The following is a 14,559-nucleotide window of genomic DNA, read 5'->3' on the forward strand; positions in this document are numbered from 1 at the left end:
TTCAATGATTTATTTGGCTGAAATAATGCATCCATTTAGGGATCTCTTGACTGATTTGTGTGGGTAAAACGACATATTGTTTTTTGGCTAGATGATTTCCGATAAAACTATGAAGATAGACAGCTGCCGCAACTGTCTCATCGTTTTTAGGAAATTGTGCTAGGAAACTTGTAATCATCCCTGCTAGGGTATCACCAGTTCCTCCCGTAGCCATTGCAGCAGTTCCAGCTATGTTTTGATAGCAGCCTTTTTGACCATAAATTATGGTTTGATGACTTTTTAAAACGATTGTCGCTTTTAGCTGCTGTTGTTTCTTTCGATTGTTTTCAATAGTTTGTTCCTTGATTGCAAGAGAACTCATTCTTTGCCACTCCATTTGATGAGGCGTCATAATGGTTTGTTTTGGAAAAGGAAGTTGAAATTGTTTTTTTGCAAACAATGTCAACGCTGAACCATCCATTACTAGCCACTGATGACTTTGTTGGTTTTCTAAAGCTAATGTCAATAATTCCAAACTTTTTGAAGAAGTTCCTAGCCCGGGACCAATCAGTAATACGTCCGCCGTTTTCATCACAGCCAGCACTTTTTCTTTATCTTGCCAATCTATACACATGGCTTCTGGTAAATGCGTGTGAAGCGGCACATGGTTACGACAATTGGTTATAACGGTAGTTAAACCAGCTCCGCTGTTGACAGTGGCTAAAGCACTCATGATAATAGCTCCACCATAATGCTCATTGCCACCAATTAAAACGGTTCGACCAAATGTTCCTTTATGTGATTCTAAAGGGCGTGGTGTAATGACTTTTTGCACTAAATGTTCATCTATTAACAACTAATTCCCCACCTTGTATATTAATATGAGATCACTAATAAGTGATGCTATATTCAAATTACTCTTTCATGTATTATAACTTAATATTTAGAAATAATGACAAAGTAGATGATCTGTGGTCCATTTTTTTAAAAGTTTTTTTTCGGCAACTTATGGTATGATGAATAGGTAGACTAATGAGTGGAGGATTGATGTTATGACAATCAATTGGCAAAAAGAAGTAGAAGCACGCAAAGAAGAGCTGCTTGAAGACTTAAAAAACCTTCTACGTGTAAATAGTGAACGGGATGATTCAAAAGCGACATCTGATGCACCTTTTGGACCTGGACCTCGAGATGCACTAAAACATATGTTAGCATATGGCAAACGAGATGGCTTTGTCGTAAAAAACGTTGATAACTATGCAGGGCATATTGATCTTGGTGAGGGTGAGGAAACGTTAGGTATTTTTGGACACATGGACGTTGTACCAGCTGGTGATGGTTGGGCTACCGATCCTTATGAACCAGTGATCAAAGACGGTAAAATCTTTGCACGTGGCTCAAGCGATGACAAAGGACCTAGTATGGCTGCTTATTATGCAATGAAAATTATCAAAGAATTAAACTTAAAATTATCTAAAAAAGTACGCTTTGTAGTCGGTAGTGACGAAGAAAGTGGCTGGGGTGACATGGCTTATTATTTTGAACATGAAAAGAAACCGGACTTCGGGTTTTCACCGGATGCAGAGTTTCCTATTATTAATGGCGAAAAAGGAAATGTTTCTTTGGCATTGCGGTTTAAAGGGGATAATGCCGGCGATTATGTCTTAAAATCATTCGTTTCAGGTTTGCGTGAAAATATGGTACCGGGAACTGCTACGGCAACCCTTGAAGTACCTAACGAAGAAGCAGCTGTTCAAATGGAAGAAGCTTTTTATCGTTTTGTCGAAGCAAATCCGGTAAGTGGTTCAATTGAAGCAGAAAATACCTACGTTAAAATTGAATTGGTAGGAAAAGGAGCTCATGGAGCTAGCCCGCAATCAGGAATCAATGCTGGCTCCTTCTTAGCTTTGTTCTTAGACAAGTATCAATTTATTGGTTCTGCCAAACAATTCATTCATGTAGCCACAGCTTATGTGCACGAAGATTTTTATGGGCAAAAAATTGGTGTAGCACATGAAGATGAAAAAATGGGTAAATTAACTATGAATGCTGGACTTTTTTTCTTTAAAGAAAACGGTACAGAAAAAGAAAACTTTATTAATTTGAATTTCCGTTTTCCAAAAGGAATCACAGTGGATGAGTTAGAACATACGCTTTTTACTCTTATGAAAGAAGAAGGAGCGTCTGTTACTCGAGGTGAACGGGTAATGGAGCCGCATTATGTGCCAATGGAAGACCCATTAGTCGCTACTTTACTACAAGTATATGAAGACCATACAGGCGAAAAAGGCTATGAACAAATTATCGGCGGAGGAACTTATGGCCGTCTATTAAAACGAGGCGTAGCCTATGGTGCTATGTTTCCTAATTATACAGATACAATGCACCAAGCGAATGAATTTATGAGTCTAGATGACTTATTCCGTGCAACGGCAATTTATGCCGATGCCATCTACCGTTTGGCAAAATAAAAGTTGTTTAAAATCATGCTAATTCAACCTATATCCTTGTTCTAAAAGGCTATTTTTGAAAAAGGATGATTGAAAAAGTGATGAAAACTGAATAAAAGTGAAATTGAATCGGGAACTTGGCGGGATATTCCTACTGGAAATAGTAGAAAATCCCGCCAGTTTTTTTGCCTAATTTGTGGATAATCTAGCTTCCATTATACCAATGATATTTGATGTTGTTTCGTCTTTTACATGCGTGTAATGCTCGGTCATTGTTTTGTTGCGATTCTTAATGTATTGATGCCATATAAATAGTTAAAAAAGCTAATTTGGGTGGTATAAATAATTAGTTTAAAATAAATTTACTGTTTACACTTTACATACTCAATAAAAAATTAAAGGGCGCAGTCACAAAAATGTCCAAAAAACTTTTTTGAAAGAAAAATTAGCGAAAAAAGAAGAATTGCTTATGTTATAATCAAATAATTGATAAGAAAAAGGAGTGAAAAAAATGGTAGATGATATCCGGAAACAGCAAGAATTAGTAGAAGATTTGTATCAAAAATGGGTTTCTTTTCCCATATTATCTCAGAGCGAGGAAAAAAGTGTAATAGAAAAAAAGTATTTGAAAGCCTCGTCTGGATTGGCAAAGATGAAAGCTTTGAATCCCCACGTAGATAGCAAAAAGAAACCTTCAGAAGAGATAAGTTATAGCAAAAAAATAGAAGTAAATTTAGAAGATTCAAAAGTTCAACAACCAATAGAAAATATCGTAGTTTTAGAAACTAATAAAAATTTAGAAAAAGAGGAATTTCTTGAGCCGATCTATTCTCAACCAATATATACCGATTTGAAAGGACTGAAAGATCAAAATTTTACTTTGATGGATAGGATAGATAATTTAGAAAAAGCAAGGCAAGAATTAAGTACGGAGTTAACTGCCCTAAATAACAAAATTAGTGAAATAAAAAATCTTTTTGAGGGGTTGAAAGTAGTTAATGATCGGCAAAATAAAATTCAATATGACATAAAGAATTCACAAAAGAAAAAAGAATCTTTAATGTTAGCATTTGAATTAAAAAATAACAGAATAAAAAAAATTAAATCATCCTTTAAATTATTGTTGGTTAATTTTTTTACTAGAGAAAAATCAAAGTTGAAGAAAGAAATAAACGAAGTAACAGCTGGAATAAAAAAATGCGATGAAAATTTAGAAAAATGTGAAAATAAACAAGCAAATTTACATAGTCAAAAAGAAAATTACCAGAAAAAATTGGAGGGGTTGGGAGAGAATTTTACAAAGGCGGCAGCTTTTGAGGCTTTTGGCGAAAAATTAAAAATAGTTAGTGAAAGGTTGCATAATTTAAAACGAGATTGGCGATGGGTATATAAACAATTACCTAATAGTGTCGAAGAGAAGGTGGTGAAACAAATGGATGATTTGTTTCACCGTATAGAAAAAGATCAAATAGATTGTAAAGATGGGATGCGAAGATCAAGCGAGTTAAAAAAATTAAACATACCAGAAAAAGATCTAAAAAAAATGAACGCTTTAGTAAAAAAAGAGGAAATCCATAATAAAATGGAGCCTAAAATAGCTTCTTTAAAGAAAAATTACCCGCGTATTGAAAATAATAGAGAATAAAAAACAAATGTATTATATTTGCTAACCTCAAATATGATACATTTGTTTTTTTTGTTATTGGTCTTTTTTAATCTAGAAATACATTATAAAATTTGAAAACAAATTGATGACATAAAAAAACGTGATGACATTTAGTTATATCAAGTGAACATAAAAATTAAATTTTAAAATAAAGAGAAAAATGAATGATAAGAGAATATTAATAAAAGATATATGACGAATATATGAAACATATTTTACGTATCATAAAGAAATTATCAGAAATTCTCAACAAGGAAAATTATTAATAAATAATGATAAAATATATATGTTATTATAATAATATAAAAAGAATAGGAGTGGAATAACAATGTCAAGACATTCAGAAGATGAAATGGAAATGTATTACAGAGAAAAGCCTAAAGACGAATTATACAGTGAAAAAGAATTAGCATCAATGGATCGCTACATCGAAAAAGCACAAAGAAAATTTGATGTGCAAGGAGGAGAAAAAAATGAAAAACATTTAGATGAGTTGAAAGCTAGCAAAAATGAAAAGTATAAACATAACGAAAATGTTTTAAAAATATGGGAAGAAGAAGCGACAAAAAAACGAGAAAAAAATCAAAAAAGAGATGAAAATTATAAGTAATTTTTGACTAAAAGAATGGAAAAAGAACCCTATCAAAAGATAGATGAAATAACAACTAAGGTGAACACCTATGTTGAAAAATTGGAAGGAATTTTAGGACAGATAGAAAAAACTCTTCATTCTCCAATTAAGTTAACTGATGATAAAACAAGTTCCATTCAGCAATTAGATGATAATATTAAGGAATTAGAATCGTTAGAAAAAGATATTCAAAAAGATAGCAAGAAAGTAGATAAATTAAATAAAGCTTGTCAAATTAAAGAAAAAAAAATCAGCAGTATTAACAGATCTCCCTTTAAAAGAGTGATTAGTCTTTTTACAGGAGAAAAAAATTCTAGAAGAAATAAAGACAACAGTTTATCTTGGATTTTTCTTATAAAATTTCAAAAAATGGAGCGAAACACATCAGAAGTTAAGGCTTGCTATGTGCAAGCTTACGTAAGAAAAAGCAAACAATAATCAACTAAAGGTCATCTGGGTAAAAAGAAGGAAGCGTTGTGGTAGAAAATTTCCAATACTTTCTTAGTAATGAAAAAAATTATAAGATTTTCTTAAGTCTAAACAGCCTGTTTAAATTTAAGTAACTCTAAAGAAAAAGTAAGTTGATTGATTGAATAGAACATTAAAAATCGCTTTACAAAGGGATTTTTCTGACTTTATCTTTCATAAAAATGGATCAGTAATTTTAGGAGAGAACGTTCGGATTTTAGTAAAAAAAAGAAGAATTAAAAAAAATTCTTTTTTTTTTTATTGACAAAGAAAAAATAACGTTCTATGATAGACACATGTTAAATAGATAACAGGCGATGATTAAAACGAAGTAGTTATTAAAGCCAATGTTTCAGAAAGCTAGTGGTTGTTGAAAACTAGTACATGCTTTAAAACGAATTACATTTTAGGAGCCTATGGCATGATTGCCACGCGACAGCGTTAAATGTTTGAGTGATATGTTTAGCTAAAAACATATAAAATGGGTGGTACCGCGATAATTCGTCCCTTGGTTAGTAAACCAAGGGATTTTTTGTTGTCATCACTTTAAAATTAGCGTGCTAGCAGGTTCCTGCTTTCATAAAAAATTATACGGAGGGCTTTAAAATGAATATTATCGATGAATTAACATGGCGCGATGCCATTAATCAGCAAACAAACGAAGAAAGACTTCGTGAACTTGTTGAAGAAAAGAGTATTTCACTTTATTGTGGAGTTGATCCAACTGGCGACTCCATGCACATTGGACATTTGATTCCATTTATGATGATGAAACGATTCCAATTGGCAGGCCATCATCCATATATTCTTATTGGTGGCGGAACCGGAACAATCGGCGACCCAAGTGGTCGCAAAACAGAACGTGTATTACAAACGATGGAACAAGTACAGCACAATGTAGAAGCGTTATCTAATCAAATGAGAAAATTATTTGGAAAAGATGCAAATATTACTTTTGTGAATAACTACGATTGGCTCTCAAACATCTCATTGCTTGGATTTTTACGCGATTACGGTAAAAACTTCAACATCAATACGATGTTAGCAAAAGATATCGTTGCAAGTCGTTTAGAAGTAGGAATTTCATTTACAGAATTCACTTATCAGATTTTACAGTCTATCGACTTCTTACATTTATACAAAACTTTTGATGTACAATTACAAATTGGTGGCGCCGATCAGTGGGGAAACATCACTGCGGGACTGGATTTAATCCGTAAATTAGAAGGTCCGGAAGCAGAAGCATTCGGTTTAACGATCCCACTGATGTTAAAAGCCGATGGTACAAAATTTGGTAAAACGGCCGGTGGCGCCATTTGGTTAGACCCTGAAAAAACATCCCCATTTGAATTCTACCAATTCTGGTTGAATCAAGATGACCGAGATGTTGTAAAATACCTGAAATTCTTTACTTTCTTATCTCAAGAAGAAATTAATGAACTAGCGAAGAAAGTTAAAACAGAACCTGAAAAGCGCGAAGCACAACGACGCTTAGCAGAAGAAGTAACAACCTTTGTTCATAGTGAAGAAGACTTGAAAGAAGCACAAAAAATAACAGAAGCATTATTCTCTGGAAATATCAAAGAATTAAATGCAGCAGAAATTGCGCAAGGATTTGGTAAAATGCCAAACGTTGAAATTTCAAGTACACCTGAAAATATTGTGGAATTACTTGTTTCCACAAATATTGAACCATCTAAACGTCAAGCACGTGAAGATGTTTCAAATGGAGCTATAAGTATTAACGGTGACCGCGTTACCGATTTAAATTTTGTCATAGATCCATCAAAAGAATTTGATGGTAAGTTTGTGGTTATTCGAAAGGGTAAAAAGAATTACTTTTTGGCCAAAGTAATTGATTAGAATTTAGTAATTTTTTGACTTGAAAAATGTTAATACTATTACAAAATTCCAATTTTGAGACCCATCCTAAAAGGCGAGCGCTGTGTCTCGTTAATACAAACTTTGCGAGGAAATTTACAATTGTAAATTTCCTCCTTTTTGTTAATTTTTTCAAATGTGTACACAATTTATACAACCGTTGATTATTATAAAATGATTAAAAAATTGCTTGTGATCAAGTTTACAGAAATAAAAAACAGGTGTAATGTAGTGCACGACAAAATTTAAATCTTTTTAGGAGGGTTTCACATGGAATCATTGTCAAATGAATTGAACCTAAATGCTCTATTTATCGGGGACAAAGCTGAGAATGGCCAACTCTATAAAGCGATGTTAAACGATTTAGTAGATGAACATTTAGGCTGGCGACAAAACTACATGCCTCAAGACATGCCTATTATTACGCCAGAAGAACGAAACAGTGCAAGCTTTGAAAACACTGTAAATAAAACAAAAGATGTTTTATCAGAAATTTCGGCACGTATGCGTACTCACTCAGTACCTTGGCATACTGCAGGACGCTACTGGGGTCACATGAACTCTGAAACGTTGATGCCATCTTTACTAGCGTATAATTTCGCAATGTTATGGAATGGAAACAATGTTGCTTACGAATCTTCTCCGGCAACAAGCCAAATGGAAGAAGAAGTAGGTTTAGAATTTGCAAAATTAATGAGCTATAAAGATGGCTGGGGACACATTGTTGCAGATGGTTCTTTAGCAAATCTAGAAGGTCTTTGGTATGCACGTAACATCAAATCGTTGCCTCTTGCGATGAAAGAAGTAGCACCTGAATTAGTTGAAGGAAAAAGCGATTGGGAATTGATGAACATGCCTACACAAGAAATTATGGATTTGTTAGACAGCGTTCCGGAAAAAATTGATGACATTAAAGCACATTCTGCACGTAGTGGAAAACATCTAGAAAAATTAGGAAAATGGTTAGTACCGCAAACAAAACACTACTCATGGTTAAAAGCTGCGGATATTATCGGCGTTGGTTTAGATCAAGTGATTCCTGTACCTGTTGACCATAATTATCGTATGGATATCAACGAACTTGAAAAAATTATTCGTGGTTTAGCCGCTGAAAAAACACCAGTTTTAGGTGTTGTCGGGGTTGTTGGCTCAACAGAAGAAGGAGCAATTGACGGCATTGATAAAATTGTAGCATTGCGTCGTGTGTTAGAAAAAGACGGTATTTATTTTTACTTGCATGTTGATGCCGCTTATGGCGGATATGGTCGTGCAATTTTCTTAGATGAAGATGATAACTTCATTTCTTTTGAAGATTTAAAAAACGTTCACGAAAAGTATCATGTCTTTACTGAAAATAAAAACTATATTTTAGAAGAAGTGCACAGTGCATATAAAGCAATTGAAGAAGCAGAATCTGTTACAATTGATCCGCATAAAATGGGCTATGTTCCTTACTCTGCGGGGGGTATCGTGATCAAAGACGTACGTATGAGAGATGTTATTTCTTACTTTGCTACTTACGTATTTGAAAAAGGAGCAGATATTCCAGCTTTATTAGGTGCCTACATCTTAGAAGGATCAAAGGCAGGAGCAACTGCTGCTAGTGTTTGGGCTGCTCATCACGTATTACCGTTAAATGTAACTGGATATGGGAAATTGATGGGTGCTTCTATTGAAGGAGCACATCGTTTCTACAACTTCTTACAAAGCTTATCATTTAAAGTGGGCGACAAAGAAATTGAAGTGCATCCATTAACTTATCCAGATTTCAATATGGTAGACTACGTATTTAAAGAAAAAGGCAACAATGATTTAGTTGCTATGAATCAATTGAATCATGATGTTTATGATTACTCTTCATATGTCAAAGGAAGCATTTATGGCAATGAATTCTTGACTTCACATACTGATTTTGCTATTCCTGACTATGGCAACAGCCCATTACAATTTGTTAATCAATTAGGTTTTTCAGATGAAGAATGGAGACGTGCAGGAAAAGTGACTGTTCTACGTGCGAGTGTCATGACGCCATACATGAATAAAGAAGAAAACTTTGAAGAATATGCTGAAAAGATTAAAGTAGCTCTTCAAGAAAAATTGGAAAAAATCTACGCAAATCAAGCATTAGCAAGCGAAGCCAAATAAAAAATGATTATTGAGATCAGGTGTGAACATCAGAAAAAATTAGCACGTTACTTTTTCTGTCTTGATTTCATCGGTTTAAGTCTTAAAACAGCTTTTGCAAAAAAGATTAGACTAATTTCGCCTTTAAAAAGGCGGAATTAGCTGTCTTTTGTTTTGTGGTTGTCTTTGAAGAAATGTGAAAAATAAATTCAAATCAACTGAGGCTGTGAAAAAATAGCTTTGCATCTTTTAGGATTTATCGAGAAAAACCATGAATGATTTGTTCAAAACGAAACAAAGGGTTATTTTTGATTTTTCTTTTTCAGCAAAAAAAAACATCAGTCATAAAATATTATTTTTTAAATGAATAGAATATAAAAGAAAACAGTCTCTTTGCTTTGGATATTATTACTTGCGACTACTTTGAAGACAATGTTTTTTATCCAAAAAATAAGGAGCGTGTCGACAGTGAGTAAATCACAAGCAAATAAAATAGGTCTTGGTACCTTTGTCGGTCTAACAATGGCTTTATGTGCAACGGTTCGGAGTATTCCAACGTTAGCAGCTGTTGGTTGGACATTGATTTTTTATTCGATTTTTGCCGTGCTATTTTTTGCTGGTCCGATTTCAATGGTTTCTGGTGAACTTTCTACGATGTTGCCTCAAGAAGGCGGTCCGCAATTATGGGTTAAAACTGCATTAGGCAGCAAATGGGGCTTTGTTGTGGCATGGCTGCTTTGGGTACAAATGTTCCCCGGAATGGTGATGGTTGCTTCAACGTTGGGACCATTACTAGGAAATACATTCGGAAATGTGGAATTAGGCAATAATCATTTATTTGTATTAGGTTGTATTTTAGTTATTTATTGGATTATTACCATTTTGAACTTAAAATTTGATATGGCCAAAGTCGGCGGAAATATTGGTGTATGGCTTGGCGTCTATATCCCTGTTGTCATCATGTTTGTTTTAGGTTTACTTGCAGCTTTTAAAGTGGGGCTAGTATCAAACGGCTATCTAGGAGATTTTTCTTGGTCAAAAGTTTTTCCAGATTTACAACATAGTGAATCACTGAAATATTTTGCTGGGATTACCTTTATTTTTGTTGGTATTGAAATGAGTTCAGTTTACATGCCACGTTTGAAAGATGCTACAAAGAACTATATAAAAGGTGTCTTCATCGCTTTGATTGGGCTTGTTTTATTAAACGTCATTAATGCCATGCTAGTTGCAAATGTAGTTCCAAATGGAAAAATGGAATTGGCAAATATTACGCAACCTATTTTGATTTATTGTGACATCCTTGGATTGCCAACAATTATCGGAAATATTTTTAGTTTCATGGTATTTATCGGCGTATTGTTGCAATTATCTGCTTGGGTAACTGGTCCATCAAAAACGATCATTCAAGTGGCGCGTGAAGGTTTCTTGCCACCAAAATTTGGTTTCCACAAAGAAAATCAATATGGAGTTTCTAGAAATGTTGTATTGACTCAATCAATTGTTATTTCATTGTTTGCCTTACTTTATGGAGTGATGGATGACGTAAGTGCTGTATTCTTAACATTAACCAATGCTACAACTGTTATTTATTGTATTGTGTATATTTTGATTGCAGTTTCTCTACTTAAAATGAGAAAAAGTCATCCAGAGTTGGAACGTCCTTACCGAATTGGTAAAAAAGGCAATGGAATGGCTTGGATTGTTAGCTGCATGTTAATTTTCTCAATTATTGCGGTTGTTGTCTCAACATTAGGTACTTCTACTTTTACAGATGCACTATTGGTTGCAGTGATTGCAATTGTTATGTTTGTTATTCCTTTGATCATCAATCGTTTGAAAAAAGATTCATGGGAAACAGAAGTAGAAAAGAGTATCGAAGAATAAATATATAGCAAAGAGTAAAAGGGGATGACACCTTTTACTCAAGTATTTAGAAATGATGTTCAATAGCAAATGATAGAAAAATATAGCAAATTTAGGAAAAATTGTGGGTATTGGAACATTTTTCTTGTTATCCACTTTAAAATGACTCAACGACAATTTGCCCTACCGAAAGAGAGTATTTTTTAGGTAGGGCTTTTTTTATAAAAAATAGGAGACGATACGATGAATAAAAAAATAACGATTAAAGAAAGTATTGCTGTGTTAGTCGTATTGTTGGCGATATTAGGCGTATTGATTATCGGGTTTCAACTATCTCCTCATATCCCAATACTTATTGCTTTTATGTGCTTGTTATTTTATGGAAGATTTAGAGGGTTTTCTTGGGATGATATTCATGAAGGAATTATTAAAGGGATCACACCCGGAATTATTCCCATTTTGATTTTTCTTTTAATTGGGGTGTTAGTTGCTTCATGGATTTTATCAGGTACGATTCCAACGATTATGGTTTATGGCTTTCAATTGATCTCTGTACGCTTTTTCTTACTCACTACTTTTCTTGTATGTACAATCGTAGGAATTACTGTCGGCAGTTCATTTACAACGATTTCTACTATCGGTATTGCTTTTTTAGGTATCGGACATATTTTAGGATTTAACGATGCCATGACAACTGGTGCAGTTGTTTCTGGGGCGTTTCTCGGGAATAATTGCTCGCCATTATCTGATACAACGAATTTAGCTGCGGGAATCGGAGAAGTTAATTTATTCGAACATATTGCGCAAATGCGTTACACTGATTTACCGGCATTTTTAATTGCTATGTTATTTTATTTCTTTTTGGGACATACGAGCCACACAGCCGATCTGAATGCGATTACTGAAATGATCCGAAACATGAAAGCTGGCTTTTGGATTTCTCCTTGGACGTTGATCCCTTTAGTCATTTTATTTGGCGGTGCGTTAAAAAAGATTCCAGCAATTCCGACTTTACTGACTAGATCAACAGCCGCCATTCTTCTTGCCTTTTTTCATCAACCTAATTTGACGATTGTGAAGATGGCGGATATTTTAATGAATGGTTACGTTGCGCAGACGGCCGATCCTAAAATCAATGAATTGCTTTCAAGAGGTGGGATCATGAGCATGCTTGGTTCAGCAAGTTTAATTCTTCTTGCCTTGGCGCTAGGTGGTTTATTAATCAAATATACGATTGTTGAAACCCTCGTTCAAGAACTAAGAGAAAAAATGGATCGTCCATCACGCTTAATTGTTTTTACCGCCTTTAGTTGTATTGGAATTAACATAATTGTAGGGGAACAATATCTATCCATTATTTTACCGGGAGAAACGTTTAAACGTTCTTTTGATCAAACGGGTATAAGCAAGAAATATTTGACTAGAACTTTAGCGGATGCAGGAGCGGCTGTTAATTCGCTAGTACCTTGGGGCGTTAGCGGAACATTTATCATGGGAACTATGAAAGTGGGCGCGCTACAATACGTGCCGTTTACTTTTTTCACGATTTTAGCGCCTATTTTAACAATTAGCGTCGGACTTTTGTTAAATAGAAAAATTGGAAAAACATCTGAATAAAGAGCAGTCTCTATTTTCCTTTTGCTAAGCTTAAAAAATTTGATCGATGTTTAGTTTCTGCTCTTGAATTATAGACAAAGCATTGATTTTTAGTGCTTTGTTTTTTTTGTCTGTTCATTTTGGTTATTTTTTCTATGTAAAGTTGTCTAAAAGTGGATCACACTAAAAAGTAGGTGATGACAGCTATTGTTGATAGAACTTTAAGGACTGTTACAGAGATATGTATTCATCTTTTCACGTAAAAAGAACATGAAAGGAAATAGGAGCTGAGTGAGGAATAAACATTGCTAGTATGAGAAATAAGATAACTCTGAAAGGTCATAATTCAATAAAATTCTGTTATAAAAGAATGAATAGATAATAATTTTTTCGATAATACAGATACATATAATAGATTAAAACGGATAGAGAATATTTATTGAATCAAGTAAGTATTTTATGTTCATTAAATGCTAGAAAAATTTTGCCTAATTTATAGTTTTAATCGTTGAAAAAACAAGTAAATTATTACGGTAAACAAGTAACATTATAGTTTTAATTCATACGTATGAAAAAAACAAACCTCATTTTTTCATAAGGTTTGTCTTTAATTTAAGAGAGGGAGCGCATCAATGGATTAGTTTCCTCTCTTATTTTAGTGTATTTTAACTAAAAAAATAAAAGATATCTTTTATCAGTATTAGCTAAAGTTATTTCTACCGGTTGCTGGTTAATGATTATTCTAGAATTTTTATGAAAAAGAAGGAAAACTATTGTTGAAAGAAAAGTTCTTATGCGTTTTTCCGATTTTTTCTTTCTATAGCAACGTTTTTTCATGACGATGACTAATCAGGTATTTTGATCGTTAAGTGGTATGACGGTTTCTCTTTTAATTAAGCGGTGAGGGATGACTAAACGAACACCAACGCTAATTTCATCATGAATTAATTCTTGTAATTTTTTCATGGCGACTCTTCCTAACTCTGAAATATCAATATCAATACTTGTTAAATAAGGATGGGTTAATGTAGCAAAAATCGAATTATTGAAACTAATGATAGATAAGGTTTCTGGTATTTTATATCCATATAGTTGCGCCAGTTGCATCGTTCGTAGAGCAAAGATATCGTCGATGACGACTAGCGCAGTTGCTTGAGCTGCTTTTAAAAGAGCGTCAAAAGCTACATAATCCTCCGTTTGTTCAATCACGATGCTAGGATGAACCTTAAGATTAGCTAACATCATGGCTTTTTGATAACCGAAATAACGTTCAAAGTAAAGGCTTTCGTGAGTAGTGTTAGTAACAAAGAGAATGTTTTTATGACCATTTTTGATAAGAAAATCTGTGGCTTGTTTCCCTAAAAGTTGATTGTCATTATCAACATAGATGATTTCATTTTCATATTGATAAGGCTGACCGATCAAAGTAAAGGGAATATGGTTTTTATAAAGGTAATTAATTACAGGATCTTGGCTATCAGAATAGACTAAAATGAAGCCATCCACTTGTTTTTGCAAGTGCATGCGCTGGACGTTTTCAAGTAAGACGTCAAAGCTTTTTGCTGTAGCTATGGCAGTAGTCAGGTTATAATGTCGTGCTTCTTCATTGATTGCTTCCATGATTTCTAGGTAAAAAGGATTGCCGATTCGTTCTTTTGAATCAAGTGGTGGCAAAATAACGCCGATTGCACTGGACATCCTTTTTCCTAGATTTCGAGCAGTGATGTTTGGGACATAGCCCAGTTCATCCATGACTTTACGTACTTTCTTTTTTGTGCTTTCGGATATACTTGGATGATCATTGATCACACGTGAAACAGTCGAAGTGGCTACCCCTGCTTTTTTTGCAACATCCTTCACTGTAATCGCCATAAGTAAAACACCTTTCTTCCTTCCTA

Annotated in this window: 10 protein-coding genes and 1 other annotated feature; of the genes, 8 read left to right on the forward strand and 2 right to left on the reverse strand. The window is 34.0% G+C overall.

Features of this window, described 5'->3' with window-relative positions; genetic code table 11:
* Position 1 precedes the first annotated feature (1 nt).
* A complete protein-coding gene (locus RV14_RS06250; protein ID WP_071855436.1) occupies positions 2 to 835 on the reverse strand; it encodes an NAD(P)H-hydrate dehydratase in 834 nt (277 codons plus the stop codon).
* Positions 836 to 1,031: 196 nt separating this feature from the next.
* Between RV14_RS06250 and pepV the strand changes: the two genes are divergently transcribed.
* From pepV to nhaC, 8 genes are all read left to right on the forward strand, one after another.
* The gene (gene pepV, locus RV14_RS06255) at positions 1,032 to 2,450 is read left to right on the forward strand and encodes a dipeptidase PepV (protein ID WP_071855437.1); all 1,419 of its coding nucleotides are present in this window, start codon (positions 1,032 to 1,034) and stop codon (positions 2,448 to 2,450) included.
* A 490-nt stretch (positions 2,451 to 2,940) separates the two neighbouring features.
* The gene (locus tag RV14_RS06260; RefSeq protein WP_071855438.1) at positions 2,941 to 4,074 is read left to right on the forward strand and encodes a hypothetical protein; all 1,134 of its coding nucleotides are present in this window, start codon (positions 2,941 to 2,943) and stop codon (positions 4,072 to 4,074) included.
* A gap of 349 nt (positions 4,075 to 4,423) precedes the next feature.
* A complete protein-coding gene (locus RV14_RS06265) occupies positions 4,424 to 4,705 on the forward strand; it encodes a hypothetical protein (protein ID WP_071855439.1) in 282 nt (93 codons plus the stop codon).
* Positions 4,706 to 4,720: 15 nt separating this feature from the next.
* Positions 4,721 to 5,164 carry a coiled-coil domain-containing protein gene (locus RV14_RS06270; RefSeq protein ID WP_071855440.1) on the forward strand — a complete coding sequence of 148 codons (444 nt, stop codon included), beginning with the start codon at positions 4,721 to 4,723 and terminating at the stop codon, positions 5,162 to 5,164.
* Positions 5,165 to 5,502: 338 nt separating this feature from the next.
* Positions 5,503 to 5,706: a binding site (T-box leader), on the forward strand.
* 94 nt (positions 5,707 to 5,800) lie between these two features.
* On the forward strand, positions 5,801 to 7,057 hold the full coding sequence (tyrS, locus tag RV14_RS06275; protein WP_071855441.1) for a tyrosine--tRNA ligase: 1,257 nt from the start codon (positions 5,801 to 5,803) through the stop codon (positions 7,055 to 7,057).
* Between the two features lie 288 nt (positions 7,058 to 7,345).
* Positions 7,346 to 9,220 (forward strand): tyrosine decarboxylase, encoded by a 1,875-nt coding sequence (gene tdc, locus RV14_RS06280; protein WP_071855442.1) that lies wholly within the window; start codon positions 7,346 to 7,348, stop codon positions 9,218 to 9,220.
* 447 nt (positions 9,221 to 9,667) lie between these two features.
* Positions 9,668 to 11,086 carry a tyrosine-tyramine antiporter gene (gene tyrP / locus RV14_RS06285; protein ID WP_071855443.1) on the forward strand — a complete coding sequence of 473 codons (1,419 nt, stop codon included), beginning with the start codon at positions 9,668 to 9,670 and terminating at the stop codon, positions 11,084 to 11,086.
* Between the two features lie 222 nt (positions 11,087 to 11,308).
* Positions 11,309 to 12,682: a Na+/H+ antiporter NhaC gene (gene nhaC / locus RV14_RS06290; RefSeq protein WP_071855444.1), complete on the forward strand. Its 1,374-nt coding sequence runs from the start codon at positions 11,309 to 11,311 to the stop codon at positions 12,680 to 12,682.
* An 828-nt stretch (positions 12,683 to 13,510) separates the two neighbouring features.
* Here the strand turns inward: nhaC and RV14_RS06295 are convergent.
* On the reverse strand, positions 13,511 to 14,533 hold the full coding sequence (locus tag RV14_RS06295) for a LacI family DNA-binding transcriptional regulator (protein WP_071855445.1): 1,023 nt from the start codon (positions 14,531 to 14,533) through the stop codon (positions 13,511 to 13,513).
* Between the last annotated feature and the right edge of the window lie 26 nt (positions 14,534 to 14,559).

It is taken from the genome of Enterococcus ratti (assembly GCF_001886195.1).
GTDB classification, from domain to species: Bacteria; Bacillota; Bacilli; order Lactobacillales; family Enterococcaceae; genus Enterococcus_B; species Enterococcus_B ratti.

What these genes read in the sequence shown, in the direction of transcription:
- RV14_RS06260 (WP_071855438.1), top strand. Translation starts at nt 2,941, where the DNA reads ATGGTAGATGATATCCGGAAACAGCAAGAATTAGTAGAAGATTTGTAT.
- RV14_RS06295 (WP_071855445.1), bottom strand. Translation starts at nt 14,533, where the DNA reads ATGGCGATTACAGTGAAGGATGTTGCAAAAAAAGCAGGGGTAGCCACT.
- RV14_RS06265 (WP_071855439.1), top strand. Translation starts at nt 4,424, where the DNA reads ATGTCAAGACATTCAGAAGATGAAATGGAAATGTATTACAGAGAAAAG.
- tdc (WP_071855442.1), top strand. Translation starts at nt 7,346, where the DNA reads ATGGAATCATTGTCAAATGAATTGAACCTAAATGCTCTATTTATCGGG.
- tyrS (WP_071855441.1), top strand. Translation starts at nt 5,801, where the DNA reads ATGAATATTATCGATGAATTAACATGGCGCGATGCCATTAATCAGCAA.
- pepV (WP_071855437.1), top strand. Translation starts at nt 1,032, where the DNA reads ATGACAATCAATTGGCAAAAAGAAGTAGAAGCACGCAAAGAAGAGCTG.
- RV14_RS06270 (WP_071855440.1), top strand. Translation starts at nt 4,721, where the DNA reads ATGGAAAAAGAACCCTATCAAAAGATAGATGAAATAACAACTAAGGTG.
- nhaC (WP_071855444.1), top strand. Translation starts at nt 11,309, where the DNA reads ATGAATAAAAAAATAACGATTAAAGAAAGTATTGCTGTGTTAGTCGTA.